This window comes from Streptomyces sp. NBC_00358, assembly GCF_036099295.1.
Taxonomy (GTDB): Bacteria; Actinomycetota; Actinomycetes; order Streptomycetales; family Streptomycetaceae; genus Streptomyces.
Map to the genome: position 1 here is coordinate 8,235,644 of NZ_CP107976.1, position 21,056 is coordinate 8,256,699.

Annotated in this window: 19 protein-coding genes and 1 pseudogene; 11 read left to right on the forward strand and 9 right to left on the reverse strand. The window is 73.2% G+C overall.

Going from position 1 to position 21,056, the window contains the following annotated elements:
* Positions 1–27: 27 nt before the first annotated feature.
* Positions 28–1,434, forward strand: a complete 1,407-nt coding sequence (gene mptB, locus OHT01_RS35245) for a polyprenol phosphomannose-dependent alpha 1,6 mannosyltransferase MptB (RefSeq protein WP_328557161.1) — start codon at positions 28–30, stop codon at positions 1,432–1,434.
* Positions 1,431–2,312: pseudogene (locus tag OHT01_RS35250) on the forward strand (glycosyltransferase family 87 protein); the annotation flags it as partial. The gene mptB and the pseudogene OHT01_RS35250, both read left to right, overlap by 4 nt.
* Positions 2,313–2,536: 224 nt before the next feature.
* Here OHT01_RS35250 and OHT01_RS35255 read toward each other — a convergent pair.
* Together OHT01_RS35255 and rho are read right to left on the reverse strand one after the other, a co-directional pair.
* Positions 2,537–3,823, reverse strand: coding sequence for a D-alanyl-D-alanine carboxypeptidase family protein (locus OHT01_RS35255; protein ID WP_328557162.1), 1,287 nt, complete (start codon positions 3,821–3,823; stop codon positions 2,537–2,539).
* Between the two features lie 88 nt (positions 3,824–3,911).
* The gene (gene rho, locus OHT01_RS35260) at positions 3,912–5,051 is read right to left on the reverse strand and encodes a transcription termination factor Rho (RefSeq protein ID WP_328557163.1); all 1,140 of its coding nucleotides are present in this window, start codon (positions 5,049–5,051) and stop codon (positions 3,912–3,914) included.
* Between the two features lie 560 nt (positions 5,052–5,611).
* On the opposite strand from rho, the gene OHT01_RS35265 reads away from it, so the two are divergent.
* The 6 genes from OHT01_RS35265 (at position 5,612) to OHT01_RS35290 (ending at position 10,384) form a co-directional block, all read left to right on the forward strand.
* Positions 5,612–6,277: an SDR family NAD(P)-dependent oxidoreductase gene (locus tag OHT01_RS35265; RefSeq protein ID WP_328557164.1), complete on the forward strand. Its 666-nt coding sequence runs from the start codon at positions 5,612–5,614 to the stop codon at positions 6,275–6,277.
* Between the two features lie 97 nt (positions 6,278–6,374).
* On the forward strand, positions 6,375–7,628 hold the full coding sequence (locus OHT01_RS35270; RefSeq protein ID WP_328557165.1) for a cytochrome P450 family protein: 1,254 nt from the start codon (positions 6,375–6,377) through the stop codon (positions 7,626–7,628).
* A 137-nt stretch (positions 7,629–7,765) separates the two neighbouring features.
* Positions 7,766–8,506, forward strand: a complete 741-nt coding sequence (locus OHT01_RS35275; protein ID WP_328557166.1) for a nuclear transport factor 2 family protein — start codon at positions 7,766–7,768, stop codon at positions 8,504–8,506.
* Between the two features lie 2 nt (positions 8,507–8,508).
* Positions 8,509–8,850 (forward strand): YciI family protein, encoded by a 342-nt coding sequence (locus OHT01_RS35280; protein ID WP_328557167.1) that lies wholly within the window; start codon positions 8,509–8,511, stop codon positions 8,848–8,850.
* Entirely contained in the window at positions 8,841–10,133 is a 1,293-nt protein-coding gene (locus tag OHT01_RS35285; RefSeq protein WP_405918569.1) for an RNA polymerase sigma factor, read from the forward strand. Before OHT01_RS35280 ends, OHT01_RS35285 begins: the two co-directional genes overlap by 10 nt.
* 86 nt (positions 10,134–10,219) lie before the next feature.
* Positions 10,220–10,384, forward strand: coding sequence for a hypothetical protein (locus OHT01_RS35290; RefSeq protein WP_328557169.1), 165 nt, complete (start codon positions 10,220–10,222; stop codon positions 10,382–10,384).
* Positions 10,385–10,396: 12 nt separating this feature from the next.
* Here the strand turns inward: OHT01_RS35290 and OHT01_RS35295 are convergent, their stop codons facing one another.
* The gene (locus OHT01_RS35295; protein ID WP_328557170.1) at positions 10,397–12,001 is read right to left on the reverse strand and encodes an alpha-amylase family glycosyl hydrolase; all 1,605 of its coding nucleotides are present in this window, start codon (positions 11,999–12,001) and stop codon (positions 10,397–10,399) included.
* A 146-nt stretch (positions 12,002–12,147) separates the two neighbouring features.
* Between OHT01_RS35295 and OHT01_RS35300 the strand changes: the two genes are divergently transcribed.
* Positions 12,148–13,044: a class I SAM-dependent methyltransferase gene (locus OHT01_RS35300; RefSeq protein ID WP_328557171.1), complete on the forward strand. Its 897-nt coding sequence runs from the start codon at positions 12,148–12,150 to the stop codon at positions 13,042–13,044.
* A 39-nt stretch (positions 13,045–13,083) separates the two neighbouring features.
* On the opposite strand, the gene OHT01_RS35305 is transcribed toward OHT01_RS35300, so the two are convergent.
* The 3 genes from OHT01_RS35305 to OHT01_RS35315 form a co-directional block, all read right to left on the reverse strand.
* Positions 13,084–13,809 carry a GntR family transcriptional regulator gene (locus OHT01_RS35305; protein ID WP_328557172.1) on the reverse strand — a complete coding sequence of 242 codons (726 nt, stop codon included), beginning with the start codon at positions 13,807–13,809 and terminating at the stop codon, positions 13,084–13,086.
* 455 nt (positions 13,810–14,264) lie between these two features.
* Complete coding sequence (locus OHT01_RS35310; RefSeq protein ID WP_328557173.1) at positions 14,265–15,230, reverse strand: acetylxylan esterase; 966 nt, start codon at positions 15,228–15,230, stop codon at positions 14,265–14,267.
* A 108-nt stretch (positions 15,231–15,338) separates the two neighbouring features.
* On the reverse strand, positions 15,339–15,923 hold the full coding sequence (locus OHT01_RS35315) for an Rv1733c family protein (protein ID WP_328557174.1): 585 nt from the start codon (positions 15,921–15,923) through the stop codon (positions 15,339–15,341).
* A 426-nt stretch (positions 15,924–16,349) separates the two neighbouring features.
* Here OHT01_RS35315 and OHT01_RS35320 point away from each other — a divergent pair, with 426 nt between their 5' ends.
* Entirely contained in the window at positions 16,350–17,294 is a 945-nt protein-coding gene (locus tag OHT01_RS35320; protein ID WP_328557175.1) for a universal stress protein, read from the forward strand.
* Between the two features lie 185 nt (positions 17,295–17,479).
* Here the strand turns inward: OHT01_RS35320 and OHT01_RS35325 are convergent, their stop codons facing one another.
* Together OHT01_RS35325 and OHT01_RS35330 are read right to left on the reverse strand one after the other, a co-directional pair.
* Complete coding sequence (locus OHT01_RS35325) at positions 17,480–18,271, reverse strand: ferredoxin reductase (protein WP_443043561.1); 792 nt, start codon at positions 18,269–18,271, stop codon at positions 17,480–17,482.
* A gap of 16 nt (positions 18,272–18,287) precedes the next feature.
* The gene (locus OHT01_RS35330; RefSeq protein ID WP_328557177.1) at positions 18,288–18,893 is read right to left on the reverse strand and encodes a sulfite oxidase-like oxidoreductase; all 606 of its coding nucleotides are present in this window, start codon (positions 18,891–18,893) and stop codon (positions 18,288–18,290) included.
* Positions 18,894–19,211: 318 nt separating this feature from the next.
* Here OHT01_RS35330 and OHT01_RS35335 point away from each other — a divergent pair, with 318 nt between their 5' ends.
* Entirely contained in the window at positions 19,212–19,982 is a 771-nt protein-coding gene (locus OHT01_RS35335) for a GNAT family N-acetyltransferase (RefSeq protein WP_328558375.1), read from the forward strand.
* Positions 19,983–20,105: 123 nt separating this feature from the next.
* On the opposite strand, the gene OHT01_RS35340 is transcribed toward OHT01_RS35335, so the two are convergent.
* A complete protein-coding gene (locus OHT01_RS35340; protein ID WP_328558376.1) occupies positions 20,106–20,537 on the reverse strand; it encodes a MarR family winged helix-turn-helix transcriptional regulator in 432 nt (143 codons plus the stop codon).
* Positions 20,538–21,056 lie beyond the last annotated feature (519 nt).

Genomic DNA, 21,056 nt, shown 5'->3' on the forward strand with positions numbered 1-21,056 from the left:
CGTTGACACGCTGGCGGAGTGCCGGCCATGCCTTTCCCCGTCGATCTCCACCGCTGCCAGGCCATCGGCCTGGCCGGTACCGCCTTCCTCGCGCTGGGCGGCGAGACCGCGGGAGCCCTGCCCGCGCACGACCTCCTCGCCCCCGAGTCGGGCCGGGCCGTGCTGGGCCTGGTCGGGGTGTACTTCGGCGTCGTCCTGCTGATAGCCGCGTGGGCACTGCTCGGCACCGTCGTGCGCGGGCCCGAACCGCCGACTCCGCGCTCCCTGCTGCTCGTTCTGGCCACCTGGGCGGCGCCGCTGCTGCTCGCGCCGCCGCTCTTCAGCCGGGACGTCTACAGCTACCTCGCACAGGGCGCGATGGTCGACGCCCACATCGACGTGTACGCGAACGGACCCGCGCGACTCGGCGGCCCGCTCGCGGACGAGGTGGCGCCCGTGTGGCAGCGGACGGCGACGCCGTACGGCCCGGTCTTCCTCGCCGTCGCCCGCGGCCTGTCGGCGCTGACCCGCGGGGAGATACCCGCCGGACTGCTCGGTATGCGGATGGTCGCCCTGCTCGGCGTCGCCCTCATGGCCGCGGCCCTGCCCCGCCTCGCCCGGCACAGCGGCGCCGATCCCGCCGCCGCGCTGTGGTTGGGCGCGCTCAACCCGCTGGTCCTGCTGCATCTGGTGGCCGGTGCGCACAACGACGCCATCATGCTCGGCCTGCTCGGTGTCGGCCTGGTGGCCGCGCGCGGCCACCGGCCCGTCGTCGGCGTCGTGCTGGTCACGCTCGCCGCACTCGTCAAGGTGCCCGCCGCGCTCGGGCTGGTCGCGGTCATCGCGCTGCGCGGGCGCGGGCAGGGGCGCCGGGGGCTCGCGCGGGCCACGGCGACCACCCTGCCGGTCGCGGTCGCCACGACGGTCGCCGCGACCGCCGTGGCCGGTACCGGCTACGGCTGGATAGCCGCGCTGAAGACCCCCGTCTCGCCGCACAACTGGTCGCCCACCAGCGTCCTCGGGCGGGCGACCGGCGCCGTGCTCCAGAAGCTCGGCAGCGGACTCGCGCCGTTCGCGATGCCCGCCTGGCACGCCGCCGGACTCGTGGCGACCGTGGGCCTGTTGCTCTTCATCTGGCTGCGGCTGCGCCCGCACCCGGTCTACGCACTCGGCCTGAGCCTGGCCGCGGTGGCCGTGTTCGGGCCGGCCGTCCGGCCCTGGTACGCCCTGTGGGGGCTGTTCCTCATCGCGGCCGCGGCCCCCACGACCTCGGTGCGCAGCCGGGTCGCCGCCGCCAGTGCCGTGCTCGCGCTCGCGGTGTTGCCGAGCGGGTCGCCCGCGGGCGCCGGACAGGTGATCCTCGCCGTCTCCGGGGGAGCGCTCGCCCTCGTCGTGCTCTGGCAGGCCCACCAGGCGGCACGGCCGCAGGCACCCGTACTGGAGCGGACGGCATGACGGAAGAGACCGATCGCCGGCGGCTCGTCCTGGTCCTCGGACTGGCCGTCGCCGTCGGCGTGTTCACGGCCACCGTGCCGCTGCTGCGCGACTGGTTCGACCTGCGTGTCTACTACGGGGCGGTCGACACCTGGGTCCACCACGGAGGCAGCATCTACGACTACCGGGAGCCGGGAACGTCGTACGGCTTCACCTACCCGCCGTTCGCGGCCCTCGGCATGCTGCCGATGGCGCTGATCGGGCTGCGTACGGCGATCGCCGTCGGACTGCTGCTCAACGTCCTGGCGCTGGCCCTGGTGGTGGGCATCCTGGTCGGACCCCGGCTGCGCCGTTACGGCTGGTTCGGCTTCGCTCTGACGGCCTGTCTGCTGGCGCTGTTCGAACCGGTACGCGACACCTTCAGCTTCGGCCAGGTGAACCTCGTCCTGCTCGCCCTCGTGCTGAGCGACGCCTGGTTGCTGGCCCGCGGGCGGGGCGGCCCGGCGGGCGTGGGCATCGGCCTGGCCGCGGCGGTCAAGCTCACCCCGGCACTCTTCATCGCGCTGCTGCTGCTCGGCCGCCGCCGGCGTGCCGCCGGGGTCGCCACGGCCGTCGCCGCGGCGGCCACCGCGCTGGCGGCCTGGGTGGAGCCGGACGCCTCGCGCTTCTACTGGACCGACGCCCTGTGGGACACGACGCGCATCGGGCGCGCGTCCTACGTCTCGAACCAGTCGCTTCAGGGAGTGCTGGCCCGGCTCGTGGCACCGGAGGAACCGAGCCGGGCCGTGTGGGCGGCGGCGGCCCTGCTGGTCCTGTGCGTCTGGGCGTGGCGGACCTCGTGGGCCCTGGCCGACGAGGACTGGACCGCCGCCTTCGCCCTCACCGGGCTCGCCGCCTGTCTGGTCAGCCCGATCACCTGGGTGCACCATCTCGTGTGGCTGCTGCCGTCGTTCGCCGTGCTGCTGCACCGGCGCCGGTTGCGGGTCGCGGCGGTCCTGTACGCGGTGCTGTGCAGCAGCGTGGTGTGGCTGTGGTTCGACGACGCTTCTGGCTTCGACGGTTTCCTCGGCAGCAACGCCTATACGTGGATCACGCTCGGGCTGCTGTTGTGGCTGCCCGCCGGTCAGCCGCGCGGGGTCCGGCGGGGCTTGAGCCGCAGGGCGAGAGCGACGCCCGCGGCGCCCAGGACGGCGGCGCCCGCGATCTCGGCCGCGTCGGACCAGCCGAGCCCTTCGTCGTCCGGGGACGCGGCGGCCACGGGCCGTGCGGTGGTCACGGGCCGGGTGCCGGGACCGGGCCGGGTGCTGGGACCGGGCCGCCCGGCGGGTCCGGCCTGAGCGGCGCGTCCGGCCTGGGCGGAGGGGCCCGCGGCCGGTACCGAACGGGTGTCGAGCAGTGTCCCCACGGGATCGACCCGGCCGTCCGCCGCGAAGCCCCAGTCGAGCAGCGAGCGCGCCTCCTCGTACACGGTGAACCCGCCGCCCGCCTGAGGGTTCATCACCGTGACGACGAGGGTGCGCGAGCCTCGCCTGGCGGCGGCGACCAGGGTGTTGCCCGCGTTGGTGGTGTAGCCGTTCTTGACCCCGATCAGACCCGGGTACGGTTCCACCCCGTTCGCGCCGGTGAGCAGCCGGTTGGTGTTCTGGATGCCGTACGTGGAGCCCGCCTCGCCGGGGAACATCGCCTCGGGCGTGGAGCAGTAGCGCGCGAAGTCCGGGTTGCGCAGCCCGGCCCGTCCGAAGACCGCCAGGTCGTACGCCGAGGAGACCTGACCGGGGGTGTCGTACCCGTCGGGCGAGATGACCTGGGTGTCGCGGGCGCCGAGGGAGCGGGCCTTGGCCTGCATCTCGGTGGCGGTGTTCGTCCAGCCGCCGTTCATGGCGGCGAGCACGTGCACGGCGTCGCTGCCGGAGTTGAGGAAGACGCCGCGCCACAGGTCCGCCACCTTGTAGGTGATTCCCTCGGCCACGCCGACCATGCTGCTGCCCGCGCCGATGCCCTCCAGTTCCTCCTCCTTGACGGTGTGCCGGGTGGCGCCGGGCAGCGCCGGGATGACGGTGAGGGCGAACAGGGTCTTGAGGGTGCTGGCGGGCGGCAGTCTGCGGTGGGCGTTGTGCGCGGCGAGCACGTCGCCGGTGCGGGCGTCGGCCACCACCCAGGACAGCGCGGAGATGTCCTCGGGGACCTCGGGCGCCCCGGCCCGGGGCCGTACCTGCGTCCCCGGCTGGTAGAGCGTCGAGGGCGGCGACGCGGCGGGCGCCGGCGCCCGGGTGGCCGCACCGCTGAGCGCGGCGGCCGGACTCTGCGCGGCGGCCAGCACGCCGGCCAGGCAGACGGCGGAGCAGGTGAGGGCGGCACGCGTGACCGAGGTGCGAGAGGCGGCGGCCCGGAATGAGAATCCGATGGTCATACCGCAAACGTAGGAACGGACTCGCGACACGCCGGGGTGGCCGGGCCGCGTGGCGGCATCGAGCACCCGGATGCCGCAGGGGCGCGGGTCAGGAGGGCAGGGTGGGCTGAATCCGGCGCAGGAAGGCGGCGTTGTCCGGGGTGGCGCGCAGCCGTTCCAGGAGCGTTTCCAGGTTCCCCTGCCCGTCCCGCGTCCGCAGGGCCCGGCGCAGTCCTCGTACGGCGGTCAACTCGGGTGTGGACAGCAGGAGTTCCTCGCGACGGGTGCCGGAGGGAGTGATGTCGACGGCCGGGAAGACGCGCCGGTCGGCCAGGTTCCGGTCGAGCCGGAGCTCCATGTTGCCGGTGCCCTTCAGCTCCTCGAAGAAGTAGTCGTCGGCGCGGGAACCGGTCTCCACCAGGGCGGTGGCGAGGATCGTGAGCGAGCCGCCCTCCTCGGCCAGGCGCGCGGCGCCGAAGAGCCGTTTGGGGCCCTGGAGCGCGGCGGCGTCGACCCCGCCGCTGAGGGTGCGCCCGCCGGCGGCGGCCGCGTTGTTGTGCGCCCGGCACAGCCGGGTGAGCGAGTCCAGCAGGATCACGACGTCCTGGCCCGCTTCGACGAGCCGCTTGGCCCGCTCGATCACGAGCTCGGCGAGCGCGATGTGCTGCCTCGGCGTCTGGTCGAAGGTGGAGGCGTAGACCTCGCCGCGTACGGAACGCCGCATGTCGGTGACCTCCTCGGGCCGCTCGTCGAGCAGAACCACCATGAGATGGCATTCGGGGTGGTTGCCGGCCACGGCTGCGGCGATCTGCTGGAGCAGTACCGTCTTGCCGGTCCTGGGCGGGGCGACGATCAGGCCGCGCTGGCCCTTGCCGACCGGCGCGACCAGGTCGACGACGCGTCCGGTCAGCCCGCTCGCCGGGTGCTCCAGCCGGAGCCGGTCGCGGGGGTGCAGCGGGGTGAGGTCGCCGAAGTGGGGGCGGCGGCGCAGTTCTTCGGGCGTGCGGCCGTTGATCCGCTCGACCTCGGTGAGGGTCCGGGGCCCGCCGCGCACTCCTTCCAAGGTGTCGCCCTTGCGCAGGCCGTGACGACGGATCAGCGCGGGGGAGACCTGGAGGTCGGTGGGCGAGGGCAGGCAGTTCGCGGAGCGCAGGTGCCCCTTCCCGCTGCCGTCGATGTCGAGGACACCGGTGGCGACCGGGGACTGGGGCCGCTGCTGTACAGGGGGGCGTTCGAGTGTGGTGGTCATGGGATGTCCTCTCACGGACGGGACTGCATGTGACATGCGGAAGGAAGGGGGAGAGGCCGCGAAGGGAGGGCGCGGGGCGCGCCTCGGTGCGGCGGCGACATCACCTCGGGTACGACGGGAGCGATCCCCGGACGTACGCGGGAGGTGGCGCCGAGAAGCTGGTCGGCCGGTCGAATCGACGGCGTGACAGCCGAGAGAAGAGAACTGGCACCGGCGCCTGAAAGGAGAGGCGTACACGAGTGCTGAGGAGAGACTACCACCGACGGCGACGTTTCGGCAGTGATCCGCGTCTCGCCCGCCCGCGACACCCGCAGGCGCCGCTCGGCCCACGGGTGGGCGCGGACGCCGTCGGCGCAGGTCAGGGCGCAGGTCGCGCCGCGGGACGGTGCGGGGTTCCTGCGGTCGTGCCGGTGCCGTGCGCCGGGTGTGCGGTGGACGCCCTCCGCGGGTGCCGGTGGCCGTGCGGTATCGGTTCTCCGGTGGCGCCCCTACGCTGAACTGACCGTCTTCGAGCGGCTCGCCGGTTCCTTCGACCTGATCGGATCACCGAGGTGAGGACCATGACCACGATCGCCATCATCGGTGCGGGACCCGGTCTCGGCGCCTCCGTCGCCCGCCGCTTCGGCCGTGAGGGCTTCGACGTCGCGCTCGTCTCGCGCCGTCAGGAGCGGGTGGACGCTCTCGCCGCCGAGCTCGCCGACTCGGGGGTGACGGCGCGCGGATTCGCCGCCGACGTACGCGACCCGAAAGCCCTCGCGGCGGCTCTCGACACCGCGTCCGGCGCCCTCGGCCCGATCGAGGTGCTCCAGTACAGCCCGGTCCCGCAGCCGGCATTCATGCGGCCGGTGCTGGAGACCGGTCCCGAGGACCTGGTCGGTCCGATCGAGCTCTCCGTCTACGGGCCCATCGCCGCCGTGCGCCAGGTGCTCCCCGGGATGCGCTCGCTCGGCCGTGGCACGGTCCTCCTCGTCAACGGCGGCAGCGCGGTGATCCCGCACGCCGACCGGGCCGGCACCTCGATCGCGTTCGCCGCCGAGAGCGCGTACGGCCATCTCCTCCACGACACCCTCGCCGGCGACGGCATCCATGTCGGGCAGCTCGTCATTCCCGGCGCGATCATCCCCGGGCACGCGAGGAAGGACCCGGACGTTCTCGCGGAGACCCTGTGGGGCATGCACCGCGACCGGCACGGATTCCGCCACTTCGCCGACGATCTCGACAGCTGACCCTCCCTCTCCGCGCTGAGCAGGCACAATCGAGCGTCGTACGGCGTCCGTCGGCGTCGTGCGACCGCCAACTCGGCTCAGCAGCAAGGAGAACCCGGTGGACACCTCGCCCGTCACGCCGCACCGCATGGACCCCGCGGGCGGCTGTCCGCACGCCGACAACGCGCGGCTGCTCGCGAGGGGCGCCGTCGCGACGGTGGAGCTGCCCGGCCAGGTGGAAGGCGCGGTGGTGCTCGGGCACGAGGCGTTGAAGGAGTTCCTCGCCCACCCGGACGTCGCCAAGGGGGCCCAGCACTTCACGGCCCTGCGCGAGGGGCGGATAGCCGCCGGCTGGCCCCTGCTGACCTTCGCCACCGTGCAGGGGATGACGACCGCCGACGGCGACGACCACCGGCGGCTGCGATCCCTGGTCAGCAAGGCGTTCACCGTGCGACGGGTCGAGCAACTGCGGCCTCGGATCCAAGAGTTGACCTCCGGACTACTCGACGGCCTGCTCACGGCGGCGGAGGAGGGCGGAGGAGTGGCCGACCTGCGCCGGCACTTCGCGCTGCCGCTGCCGATGGGCGTCATCGGCGAACTCCTCGGTGTCGACGCCGAGTACCTCGACCGGCTGCACCATCTGTCGAACCAGGTCGTCGCCACCGACATCGGCCCGGAGCAGGCCGTCGCGGCGAACCGCGAACTGGTGGCCGTGCTCGGCGCCGTCGCGGCCGCGCGCGCCGAGAACCCCGGTGACGACCTCACCAGCGCGCTGATCGCCGCCCGGGACGAGGAGGGTGACCGGCTCAGCCAGCAGGAACTCATCGGCACCCTGGTACTCATGATCATCGCCGGGCACGAGACCACACTGAACCTGATCACCAACGCCGTACGGGCGTTGTGCGGGCACCGGGACCAACTGGAGTCGGTCCAGAAGGGCGAGTCGAGCTGGGCGGACGTCGTCGAGGAGACCCTGCGCTGGGACGCGCCCGTCAGCTACTTCCCGTTCCGCTATCCGGTGCGGGACCTGACCGTCGACGGGACCGTCGTCCCCCGGGGCACTCCCGTCCTCGCCGGATACTCGGCGGCGGGGCGCGACCGGGCCGCGCACGGTCCGGACGCCGACCGCTTCGACATCACCCGTCCCGGCCGTCCCGGCGCTGTCCGGCACCTCTCCCTCGGGCACGGCGCCCACTACTGCCTGGGCGCCCCGCTCGCCCGGATGGAGGCCACCGTCGCCCTGGAACGGCTGTTCACCCGCTTCCCCGACCTCGACCTCGCCGTCTTTGAGGCGGAGCTCGTCCGGCACGCCAGCTTCGTCGGCAACAGTGTCCGGGCCCTTCCCGTCCGGCCCGGAGCCTCCCGCCTCTGACACGGCGCGGACCGGCCGGGTGTGGGACGCGCCGGTCCGGTCCGCGTCCCGGGAGAAAAAGCCGCCACCCCCTGTCGATGTGCCGCGGTGCCGTTCGTCGGTGGGGTGTAGGAAGCTCATGAGCACCGGGAGGAACCATGAAGTACATGCTGCTGGTCTGCGGCGACGACACAGCCGACGCCTCCGGCATGGCGCCCGTCGAGCCCTGGGTCGAGGAACTGGGCGCCGAGCGCGGCGTACGGCTGCACGGCCACCGGCTCCGGCTGCCCGCGGAGGCGGTCACGGTGCGGGTGCGCGACGGCGAAGTGCTGCGCACCGACGGGCCGTTCGCCGAGACGAAGGAGTACGTCGCAGGCTTCGACATCCTCGACTGCGCCGACCTGGAGGAGGCGGTCGAGGCCGCCGCCAAACACCCGGTCGCCACCATCGGCGCCCTGGAGGTCCGCGCGTTCTGGGAGGACGGCGACGCCGGTACGGAGATCCGCCGCCTGGACGCGGAGCTCACCGAGGCCGCACGCGAGCGGGACGTCGACCGGGCGATGGCCTGCTACGCCCCGGACGTCGAGGTGTTCCACTCCGTGAGCGGCCTGGAGCAGAGCGGTGTCGACGCCCTGCGCAAGGCTGAGGAACTGTGGTTCTCGACGCTCGCCGGACCCGCCGACCGCGAGGTGCTCGACTTCCGGCTGCGCGTCGACGAGAGCGTCGCCTTCAGCCACGCCCTGGTGCGCCTGCGCGCCACGCTCGTCGACGGCGGCACGCTGGACACCACCGCACGCGTCACCACGGGCTACCGCGCGGCCGGCGACCGCTGGCGGATCGTCCACCAGCACACCTCGGTGCCGTCGCCCGCCGGCCTCCCGGTGACCGGGGAGGCCTGATCGTGAAGTACGCCCTCTTCATCTGCACGCCCGTCGACGGCGAGGAGCTCGGCCCCGAGGAGATCGCCGACGACCCCCGCTTCACCTCGTACATCCAGGAGGTGCGCGACCGCGGCCCCATGAAGGGCGGCGCCCGGCTGCGGCCGGCCGCCGACGCCACCACCGTCCGGGTCCAGGGCGACGAAGTCCTGCTCACCGACGGACCGTTCGCCGAAACGAAGGAGTACGTCGCGGGCATCGACGTCATCGAGGTCGCCGACCTCGACGAGGCCATCGCGCTCGCGTCCCGGCACCCGGTGGCGCTGGGCGGCGGTTCGGTGGAGGTGCGACCGGTCTGGGAGTGAACGACGACGTCGAGGAGGCGGTCGCCGCCGCGTTCCGCGAGGAGTGGGGTCAGGTCGTCGCCACCCTGATCAGGGTGACCGGCGACTGGGACCTCGCCGAGGAGTGCGCGCAGGACGCCTTCGCCCAGGCGCTCGACCGGTGGCGGCGCGACGGAGTACCGCGCCGCCCCGGCGCCTGGCTGACCACGACCGCGCGCAACCGTGCCCTGGACGTACTGCGCCGGGAGGCGGTGGGCGCACGGAAGCTGCGGGAGGCGGCGGTGTCGGCACGCGACGAGGGACTGTACGACCCGTACGGCACGTACAACCCGTACAACCCGTACGAACCGGAATCCGACGACGGGAGCGGCGTCCATGACGACCGGCTGCGGCTGGTCTTCACCTGCTGCCACCCGGCGCTGCCCATCGAGGCCAGGGTGGCACTCACCCTGCGCACCCTGGCCGGCCTGAGCACGGCCGAGATCGCGCACGCCTTCCTCGTCCCCGAGGCGACGATGGCGCAGCGGCTGGTGCGCGCCAAACGGAAGATCCGCAACGCGGGCATCCCGTACCGCGTACCGCCCGCGCACCTCCTGCCCGAGCGCACCACGGGCGTCCTCGGCGTGCTCTACCTGCTGTTCAACGAGGGGTACGCCGCCACGGCCGGGGCCGATCTGGTGCGCACGAACCTCTGCGCCGAGGCGATCCGCCTCGCCCGGATCCTGGCCCGCCTGATGCCCGACGAGGCCGAAGTCCTCGGCCTGCTCGCGCTGTTGCTGCTCCATGACGCCCGACGCGGCACGCGCGTCGACGCCTCGGGCCACCTCGTCACACTGGAGGACCAGGACCGTACCGCCTGGGACAGCGCCGAGGCCGACGAGGGCGCCGCACTACTGGAGACCGCCCTGCGCCGCGGGCGCCCCGGCCCGTACCAGATCCAGGCCGCGATCGCCGCCTGCCACACCACCGCCGCCACGCCCGAGGAGACCGACTGGGCCGACATCGCGGCCCTCTACGGCGAACTCCGGCGCTTCGTGCCCTCCGCCGTGGTCCGGCTCAACCGGGCGGTCGCCGTGGGCATGTCCGAAGGCCCCGACGCCGGGCTCGCCCTGGTCGCCGAACTGGAGGCGGAGGGCGAGCTGGACGCGTACCACCTGCTCCCCGCCACCCGCGCGGACCTGCTGCGCCGCGCCGGCCGTGCGACGGAGGCCGCCGAGGCGTACACCAGGGCCCTCGAACTGGTGGAGAACGAGGCCGAGCGGAGATTCCTGGAGAAGCGGCTCGGGGAGTGTCGATCTGCCTAGGATCCGTTCGTCGGTGGAGTGAAGGAACCTCCCGACGGTCGTCCCTCGGGAGTGGCAACAGTCACCCGACCTCCCAGGAGGGTCCCATGACCGCCGAAGTCCCCCTGCCGCGCGGCAGGAGAGCGCTCCGCCTGCTGCGCGTCCGCCGTACACGGCCGAAGGATCTCGGCCCGGCGCAGTCCGCCCCGCACACGGAAGCGGGCCCGGGAGCCCCGGACGTCTGGCTGGCGGGCCTTCGCCTGGGGAGCTGACCCTGCCCGTGCTCAGTGTCCCGTCCGCCGCCCGACGAGCTCGAAGACTCCGTAACCGAACCCCTCGGTGTGCACGGTGGCGGAGTCGATCCTGACGCCGTCGGATTCCAGGGAGCGGGCGTCCGCCCCGCCGTCGTACCGGCAACTCGCCGGCTCCCGGCGTGGATTGACCACGACGAGATAGCGGCCGCCCCGCACGTACACGAACGGATAACCGGCGTGCACCACCTCCACCGAGCCGCCCGGCCCCAGTTCCGGGGAGCCGGTGCGCAGCGCGACGAGACGGCGTACGAGATGCAGGAGCGAGGTGTCGTCGGCCCGTTGGGCGGCGACCGCCGGGCGGTCCGGGGACGGGTCCACGGGGAGGTAGAGGCGGTCGGCGGGGGCCGTGGAGAAGCCCGCGTTGGGGCTGTCGTCCCATTGCATCGGTGTGCGCGAGCCCGCGCGGTTGTAGCGCGGTCCCAGCACGCTGCCCTCCTTCTCGGGCAGTCCCGGAACGTAGCGCATGCCGATCTCGTCGCCGTAGTAGATCGCCGGCAGCGTCGGCCAGGTCAGTTGGAAGGCGAAGGCGGCGGGTAGCTGACCGGCCGTGCGGGGGCCGCAGTTGAGGCGGGAGAAGTCGTGGTTGGCGGTCGGGAGCGCGATGAAGCCGTTCTCGCCGACCGCGGCGGCCGCGTGCTGCCAGGCCTCCAGGAAGGGGCGTGGGGAGCCACGGCCCTCGGCGTCGAAGAAGCAGTCGAGCGGGTCCCAGGCCTCGTTGACCGTGCCTTCGCCGTTGCTCCAGAGCGAACGCAGGGCGCGCCCGTCGGTGGGGCCGCCGAACTGGAGGAAGAAGTCGGCGTGGAACCCCGCGGGGACGGCCACCTCGGGTTCGCCCCACTCCGAGAGCAGCACGGCGTCCGGGTGCGCGCGGTCCAGCCAGTGACGCAACTCCGTCCAGACCGCGGCCGTTTCCTTCTTGCCGGGGTCGTCCTTCACCAGCGAGGCGGCCATGTCCACGCGGAAGCCGGACAGCCCGAGGCCCAGCCAGTGGTCCATGACCGTGCGCAACGCGGCACGATTGGCGCGCGGGCCCTCCGCGTCGACCGGCCGGCGCCAGGGCTGGGCCGGATGAGCGCGCCCGTAACCGAAGTTGAGGGCGGGCTGGAAGGCGAAGAAGTTCGGCAGATACGCACCCGGGCGGGTCCCGGGGGAGGGTACGAAACCCTCCGGGGAGCCCTCGGGCGCCCAGATGTAGCGGTCGTCGGCCGGATCGTCCATCGCGGCCCGGAACCAGGGGTGCTGGTCGGAGGTGTGACCCGCCACGAGGTCGAGGAGCACGCGGACACCGCGGCGGCGCGCCTCTTCGACCAGACGGGCGAGATCCTCGGACGAGCCGTAGCGGGGCGCGACGTCCAGGTAGTCGGCGACGTCGTATCCGGCGTCGCCGAACGGGGACACGAAACACGGGTTGAGCCATACGGCGGTGACGCCCAGCCACGCGAGGTGGTCGAGGCGCTCGGCGATTCCGTCGAAGTCGCCGATGCCGTCGCCGTTCGAGTCGGCGAACGACTGCGGGTAGATCTGGTAGAAGACGGCGTCGGCCAGCCAGGCGGGGGCGGGGCGGAACGAGGTCATGACCGGACGATAGATCAGCGCATCCGGCGCACGCTGCCCCTCGGCACGGTCGCCCGGCTCGTGCCGCGCCGAAGCGGGACCTCGCCGGGGAGACGCCCGCCGCACCCTGTGACCCGATCCGGACGACAGCCCCTAAGCTCGGCGGGATGTTCACCCCGCAAGGTCCCACCCTCCGCGAACTGGCCGTGCAGGCCCTCTCGTCGATCGAGCACGGCTACGACCTGCTGGCGCCCAAGTTCGATCACACCCCGTTCCGCACCCCGGACGCGATCCTCGACGCGGTGGGGCGGGCCCTCGGGCCGCTGGGGCCGTTCACCGCGGGACTCGACCTCTGCTGCGGTACCGGCGCGGGCATGGAGGTCCTGCGGGGGCTGTGCCGGGAGAGCGTCACGGGCGTCGACATCAGCACGGGCATGCTGAAGGTCGGACGCGCGCGACTCGATGCCGACGGCTCACCGTCCTCGCCGGGGACGGGCGAGGACGGCTCGTCGTCCCGGGCGGGGACGGGCGAGGGCGACTCACCGGTCCGGGCGGGGACGGGCGAGGGCGACTCACCGGTCCGGGCGGGGACGCGCCAGGGCGGGACCCCGTCGGTCGCCTGGGTGCGTGGAGACGCCCGCGCCCTGCCCTTCGGGCCCGCGTTCGACCTGGTCGTGAGCTTCGGTGCCTTCGGGCACTTCCTGCCGCGTGAGCTGCCGGGCCTGTTCGCCGGGGTGCACGCCGTCCTGCGCCCCGGCGGACGCTTCGCGTTCCCGGTCATGGCTCCGCCGCGGCCCGGTTCGCCCTGGTACTGGGCCCTGCTGGGCTTCGACACGGTGATGCGCGTACGCAACGCCGTCCGGCGCCCGACCTTCGTCATGTACTACCGCGCGTTCCGGCTGCACGACGTGGAGCGGGAACTGGCGCGGGCCGGATTCCGGACGGAGCTTCACCCGCTGACCGGGTTCGGCCGCCGACGCGACGGCAGCCCACGGGCCCGGATGGTCGTGGCCACGCGCCAGGATTCAGGGCACACCCAGGGCAGAGCCCCGGGCGTCGGATGACCGGCGGGGCACCCGGCCCGAACGTCCGGCCGGCGGAGTTCACTCGGCCGCCGGCAGTGTGAACTCGTAGACCAGCGCGTCCTGTTGGGCGTCCACGGTCAGGTCGGTGATCTCCAGCGGCCGGTCGTACTGGTCGTGCACGCGCCGGGTGACCCGCACCGACTGCGGGAGCCGGGTGATCGCGTCCCGGTGGTGCAGCGTCAGACCCGCCTTGCGCATCCAGTCGTAGGCCCGTGAGAGCTGCGCCGACGCGTGGCCGTTCGCGCGGTCGCGGTAGCGGGCCAGCTCCTCGACCTCGGTCACCGCGATCGCGGAGAAGGACGTAACGGCCGAGCGCAGTCCGCTGCCGTCGGCGGCGGCCGACTCGTAGCGATGGACCAACGTCGCCCGCAGCGGGGCGAGTCCGAGGGCCTCGGCGTGTTCCGGCGGGGGAGTCTCCCAGGTGACGGTGGCGCGGCGGCAGCCGTCGGGTTCGCCGGTGTGCGCGCCGACGGGGAAGTCGAGGGACGGGACGTGTCCGGCGCCGTTGCCGGACAGCGTCGCATGGCTGCCCCGCCGGTCGGTGGAGACCTGGCCGTCGCGCCGCAGCATCTGCAACGCCTGCCGTACGGTCTCCCGGCTGACGCCGAACCGGGTGGACAACTCGCGTTCTCCCGGCAGGCGTTCACCGGGCGGGATGGTTCCGTCGCGCAGCTCGCCGAGCAGTTGTGCGGCGATCCGGGCGTAGAGGGGTTCGTGGTCGGTCGGATGGGTGGTGCGGGCCATGTCCGCGCCTCCTGCGTGGTGACAAAACGTAGCCGCGTGGGCTCAGTGCGCCACCACATCTAGCATTGGTCTAAACCACCAGGAAAGGGCGTCCAGGCACTTCGGCCGATTCCAGTCCGCGCCCCTGGTCGGCGCGGCCCCTGCCCCGCGCCTTCCGCACGGGCCGTCGGCGAGCCCCGACTCCCTTGAGCCGACTGCCCTGTGCGGGCCGCGGCGGTTCGTCACGCGCTCCCCCCGGCCCCGTTTCCGGCTCCGCGAGATCGCGGAACCCGCCGAACCCATCCTGTCCGAAACTCCTCGGACCGGGCCCCTACGGGCTGTTGACCCGCTGCTCCCTCCGGAAACGCGGGCGGCCAGGAGCCCGGCGACCGCTCCGGGCAGCGGTCTGACGGCGGAGACCGCGGGCTGGCCCGGCCGGAGCCCGCACAGGAGGTGGGCCGTGTCCCGTGAGGGACTCAGACGTGGGCGGGCAGCCAGCGCAGTTGTGCGGCCTGCTGGTAGGGGCCGCCGCCCTCGTGGTCGTTGAAGTCGTACACCTCGATCTGCTTGTCCTCGTCGGCCCAGGCGTTGAAGGCCGCGAAGACCGTCGACGGCGGGCAGGTCTGGTCCTCCAGCGCGACCGAGAACAGGGCGGGAGCCCGGCCCCGAGCGGCGAAGTGCACCCCGTCGAAGTAGGAGAGCGTGCGCTGCACCTGTTCGGTGCGGCCACGGTGGGTCTTGAGGTAGTTGCCGATCTCCCGGTAGGGGGCGCGGTCCGTGAGTGTCGTGGCGCGCGGGAAGTCGCACAGGAACGGCACGTCGGGTGCGATGGCCACCAGGTCGGGCACCAGACCGCCCACCGCGAGCGTGATGCCGCCGCCCTGGCTCCCGCCGAGTGCCGCGACGCGCGACGCGTCGACCAGCGGATGCGAGCGGGCCGCCTCCACTGCGCGCACCGCGTCCGTGAACAGGCGCCGGTAGTAGTAGGTTTCGGGGTCCTCGATCCCGCGCGTCATGAATCCGGGGAAGGCGGGCGCGCTGCCCACCGGGTCCGGGGTGTCGCCGCCGCCCCAGCCGCTCGCCTGGCCACGCGTGTCCATCACGAAGTGCGCGAACCCGGCCGAGGCCCACAGCAGGTGGGTGTGCGCGAGCCCGCGTCCGCCGCCGTACCCGATGAACTCGACGACGGTGGGCAGCGGCGAGTTCGCCCAGGCCGGCACGATCAGCCAGCCCTTGACCGGATGCCCGCCGAACCCGGCGAACGTGACGTCGTGGATCGCGACGGTCTTCAGCGGGGCCTCGACCGGCTCGAAGCGGGCGCAGAGGTCGTGCTCACCGGCTTCCTGGAGCGTCTTGGCCCAGAACGAGTCGAAGTCCGCGGGCTCGGCGGACGCACTGCGGTAGGTGCGGAGTTCGTCGAGAGGAAGGTCGAACAGGGCCATCAAGGACCACCTTTCGGCATACGGGTGCGGATGATCACACCGTACGTCCGCCTTCGGAGGCCCGCCACGGCCGTGCCGGGAACGAGGGCTCCGGCCCACGGGCGGGCCTCAGGCCGTGCGCCGGGTCCAGTCAGGTTCCGTCCGTGCCCAGTCGTGCTCCCACCGGTCCAGCCGGCGGCGCGCCAGGGCCCGGTGCAGGCAGAGGTGCGCCAGGAGAAGGGCGAAGACCCCGCCCGTGGTGGTCAAGACCCCCATCGCCAGCGCCTGTTGCCGGATCACGAACGTGCTCGACGGCGGACGCACGATCTCTCCCCGGGCATCGGTCCACACCTCGATGCGCGTACCCCGGCGCAGGCCTGCGGGCACCCGTACCAGGCCGGTCCGTGCCGTCCCGTCGGACTCCGTCCACCGGGCCGGCACGGGGAAGGAACGTCGGCTGCCGCCCGGCGTCGTGGGCACCGTGGCCGGCGCGTCCTTCGCGAGCACGACACGGACCTGGTGCAGGGCCGCGCGCTGCGCCGCCGCGTGCGCCTGTGCCCCCTCGTACGTCGACCATCCCACCGACGCGCCCGCGAGCGGCGAGCAGACGAAGAGCAGAACGCCGGCGGCCAGCGCCCACCACGCCTCGACGACGTCGGAGCGTCGGCGCAGCGGATTGCGGCGCCAGCGCCAGCCGGGTACCCGGGTTCGCATGTCCCCTCCTCACTGCCGTGCGCCGCGTCGGCGCCCGGACGTTCACGGCGACCGGCGACCGACGCTATGCGACTCCGGTGTCGAACAGCCCGCCGTACGCGGCCGGTTCGCTCCTCACCGGCTGCGTGCTCACCCGCCACACCCCTGCCCGTCCCCATCGCGCGGGGCGGTATCGAGCCTTCGCCGTAGGGCACGGACTCCCGCGCCGTACGACTGATTCCCGTCCGTCGTGGAACCCGCGCATCACCGCGTCGGCGGACAGGAGCCCCGATGGCGACGGACCGGCCGGTCCCGCCCGCGACACCCGGGCGCACCCCGACTGCCCCGCCGTCGGCCGGATACACCCGTCGGCCGACATCCCGGCGACGTCGTGCGCGAAAGACGGCGGCACGGCATCCGTCGCCCAAGCCCCGAAAGGCACAGGTCATGAACTCCGCCACCACCATCACCACAGGAATAGACGGTTCGCCCGCCAGTCTGGACGCGGCCGACTGGGCGGCCCGCGAGGCCGGACGGCGTCGCCTCCCGTTGCGTCTCCTGCACGCGGGCACACAGCACCGAGTGTCCGCGCGCGTTCCCGACGTCGACGTACCCGCCGGGTGCACCAGGTCGGCGCTCGACCGGGCCGCGATCCAACTTGCCTACGCACACCCGGCGTTGGACATCGTGGCGCGCGACACCGAGACTCCCGCGGTGCCCGCGCTGCTCGCGGCCGCCGCCGAGTCCGAGACCCTGGTGCTCGGCACGCGCGGCCGCACCGATCACTCCGCGCAGGCCGGTTTCCTCGCCGGCTCGGTGGCCCTGGCCGTCGCCGCGAGTGCCGCCTGTCCGGTGGTCCTCGTCCGCGCGGGTGAACTTCCGTCGGACGAGAGGGAGTTCACGCCGGGCGGCACGCCCCCGAGCACAGCGCCCTACCGTCCCGTGGTGCTCGGACTCGACCTGGAGCGCCCCGCCGACAACCTGATCGGCTACGCCTTCGACACCGCCGCCGTCCGCTCGGCACCGCTCCTCGTGGTGCACGCCTGGACCCCGCCCCCGTACGGGGATCGCGGGCCCGCCGTTCCGTCGCCGGACGCGTCGCCGTCCGAGGTGTCGCCGTCCGACGTCCCGTCGGCGGACGACGTACGCGACCACGAGACGGGCCGACGGCGTGCCCTGGCCGGCACGCTGCGGTCCTGGTGCCACAAATTCCCGGACGTCCCGGTCGTGGAAGAGGTCGTCCATGGCCGCCCCGGAGACCAACTGCTGCGGGTGTCCACCGGCGCCGGTCTGCTGGTCGTCGGCCGCCGGGCGGGCGAGCGCCTGGGCCGTGCCGCGCGGACAGCCATCCGGCAGGTGACGTGTCCGGTGGCCGTGGTGCCCCACGACTGACACCGGTCCGGGTGTCTTCGCCCCCTCCCGCCGTTCCCGGGGTGCCTGTCGGCCGACGCGGAGGTGGATGCGCCGGGAGTACCCCGGGGGGCCCGGTCCGAGAAGCGGTCGCCCCCACCCGAACCGCTCGACCCTTTGGCCGCCCCCAGCCGCTCCCAGGCGCCTCTGGCCGTCCCCAGCCGTCCCTAGCCGAACCGCTCGATCCGGATCCGGTCCACCGGCTGCCCGGCCTGCACCAGCAACCGCGAGGCGTGCTCGGCGAATCCGTTCGAACCGCAGATGTAGGCCTCCCAACCACCCGGCGGCTGTTCGGCCAGTAGGGGTGCCACATGGGCGGTGGCCATACGTCCGACGGGCACACCGTCCGGGGCCACGCGCGTGAACACGGCTGTGGTCTCGTCGCCGTACTCCCCTGCGTAGATGAGCTCTTCGGGGCTCCGCGCGGAGACGAGGAGGCGCAGCGGCACGTCCAGCCCCCGTGCGCGATGGTGCCGCAGCATCGACATCAGGGGTACGACACCGGAGCCGGCGCCGACGAGCAGCGCGGGCCGGTCCCCGGGCCACGCGAAGAAGCCGCTGAGCGGACCGCGGACCTCGACGGAGTCGCCGGGCCGGGCCACGGTGTGGAACCAGCCGGAGACCTCCCCGCCGTCGACATGGTCCAGGGTCAGTTCGATGTGCCCGGAGTCGTCGGGCGCGGAGGCGATGGAGTAGTGGCGCTGCGCCACATATCCGTCCCCGGCGGTGAGCCGCAGCATCAGATGATGGCCGGGCAGATGCCCTTCCCACGCGGGCACGGCGAACCGGAAGGTCGCCGCGTCGGGGGTCTCGCGGCGGATCTCGGTGAGCGTGGCCGTCTGCCAGGTGGTGGCGGTTCCCGTGCTCACGGCGATACGTCCGGGTACGGCGAACCGTGTCGGAGGCACGAAGGCCTCGGCCGTGGTCTCGTCCGTGCTCGGGGTCGTGGTCTCGGTCATGGTCGTGGTCATGGTCTCAGTCACCGGAGTAGCGCTGCTCTTCCCAGGGGTTGCCGCGGGCGTGGTAGCCGTTCTGCTCCCAGAAGCCCGGCTCGTCGTGGTCGAGGATCCGGATGCCCGCGATCCACTTGGCGCTCTTCCAGAAGTACAGATGGGGCACGATCAGCCGCGCCGGTCCGCCGTGCTCGGCGGGCAGTGGCTTCCCGTCGTATTCCCACACGATCCAGGCGCGGCCGCCGCTGAGGTCGGTCAGCGGGAGGTTCGCGCTGTACCCGGTATGCGCGTACGCGACCGCGTGGGTGGCGGCCGGGTCCGGTCGTACGGCCTCCAGGAAGGCGTCCAGCGAAACACCTCCGAACCGCACCCCGAACTTCGACCAGCTCGTCACACAGTGGATGTCACCCTCGTACGCCGAGGTGGGCAGCGCGTGCGCCTGCTCCCAGTCCCAGGTGCGCGGCTCGGCCACCAGGCCGTCGATCCGCAGGGTCCAGTCGACGGGTGACAGGTCCGGGGTGACCTCGGCGGACAGGACGGGCCAGTCGTCGCCGGCGTCGTACTGGCCGGGCGGCAGCCCGGGGTTGTGGGCGCGCGGGCGCCCGGTGAAGCCTCGCGTGACGTTCATGCGGGTGGTGCCTCCAGGGCCGCTGGGTACGACGGCCCGCGGATCGAGCGTGGTGCGGCGCGAACGCGCGGGTCGGGGTCCCGGGCACGCGCCGTTGCTTAACCATTCAACGGTACGCGCAAGTGGACCGTGCTTCGAGCGCGTGCGGGGCGCTGATCATTGCGAACACATGAACTCTCGCGCCGCCCGGGAATAGTCGTGCCCCGATCTTCCTTGCTCCTGGAGCCGACTCCGTTGGCCCGTACATGTACAACCGGTGGGCGGGCCTCGGCGACGGGTGACGACAGCGAGGGAGAACGAGGGAGAGTGAGGGAGCAGATGACCGAGGCGCACGTCTCCACACGTTTCGGAGGTCCGGAGGCTGCGGGGGACTCTCCCGGCCGTCACCCTCTCGACAATCCGGCCCTCGGCTCCCTGACCGGGCCCCACGCGCACTTCGCCGAGCGGCGCGGACGTGTTCTGCGCTATCCCTTGGACGTCTCACCGTGGCTGGCACTGCCCGACGAGCCCGACGAGGAGGACTGGGCCGATCTGGCGGCCCTGGTCGGGCCCGGGGGAGAGGTTCCGCTGGCCGGATTCGGCGGGCGGACCCCGGACGGCTGGGAGGTGATCTTCAGCCTGGACGGCGTCCAGCTCGTCGACGACGGACTCGCGGCGGCTCCGGACGCCGAGGCGGTGCCGCTCGGCCCCGCCGACGTGCCGGAGATGCTGGACCTGGTGGAACGCACCCGGCCCGGCCCCTTCCTGTCGCGCACCGTCGAGCTCGGCACGTATCTCGGGATCCGCCGGGACGGCGCCCTCATCGCCATGGCGGGCGAGCGGCTCCATCCGCCGGGCTGGACCGAGATCAGCGCCGTCTGCACCGACCCCGCACACCGCGGGGAGGGACTGGCCTCACGCCTGATCCTGGCTGTGGCGCACGGCATCCGTGAACGCGGCGAGACCCCGTTCCTGCACACCGCCGCGGGCAACACCGGTGCCATCCGGCTCTACGAGGCGCTGGGCTTCCGGCTGCGCCGCAAGACCCGCTTCATGGCCGCGCGAGTACCCGAGCACCTGGGAGACGGCCGGACCGTCGGCGTGGCATGACACCGCGCCGCCGCGGGCGAGCCCACCGGCCGCCGTGGGCGACCCACCGCGCCACTGTGGGCACCCCGCCGCGCGACCGCGCCCCGGGGAGAGTGAGGCGCACGAGGCCGTCGCGGTGTCGGGTCAGCCCCTCGGCGGCCTGGAGTCCAGTCTCTCCGCGGCGGTGGCGGTCGTGGTCGCCGTGGCGTTGTAGCGCAGCAGATACGAGGCGAAGCGGGCGAGGTCCTCTTCGGGCCAGCCCGTGAGCCGCTCGCGGAAGGCGCCGCGGCGGCTGCGGGTCACCTGGGCGAGGATCTCCGTACCGGCCGCTGTCAGATGCAGCACCTGGACGCGGTGGTCCTCGGGGTCCATCCGCCGCTCGATCAGTCCGGCCCGCTCCAGCGCCGCCACCTGACGGCTCACCGTGGACTTGTCCAGCGCGTAGTGCGCGGCGAGGTCCGTGGCCCGGCAGCCGCCGACCTCCTCCAGATGACCGAGGAGGGTGTACGCGACCAGGGAAAGCTCGGGGTGCATACGCCCCGCCGAGGCACGGGCACGCCGGGCGAACACGGTCATCTCGCGCTGGATGATCTCCACGGCCACGTCGGCGGTCACGCCCTCGGCGGTCACCTCGTCGGCCGGCGCCCTGTCGGCCTGCGACCCGGTAGGCACCACACGCTCGCCGGACCCTACGGATGCCATCACGCACCTCCCTGACCTGCCCTGGTTGCATAGTACAACTTGGGGCAGGGGGGCACTGAAGACCGGGGCGCTTCCTGGGCGGCCGGTCCATGAGGCTCATGGTCTCGCGCCGCGCGCCAGAAGCCCCGGAGCAGGGCCGAACCGAGTCCGCCCAGGACACTCACGACAAGTGCGTGTCGTCGATGTCGGCACACCAGCAGGTCTCACGATCACGGACCGCCAGGGCGAACGGCGCATCGGCGCCGTCACGCCAACCAAGTGCCCGCGCGAGCCCGGGCCGGCCCCTGGGGCGGCGGCAACGCGCTCCACGTTGACGTGTAGGCCGCATACACCTCACAGGACCCCAGCAGCCCCCAGGAAAGACCCCGAGTCATGCTCGCGGCCCTTGGCAGG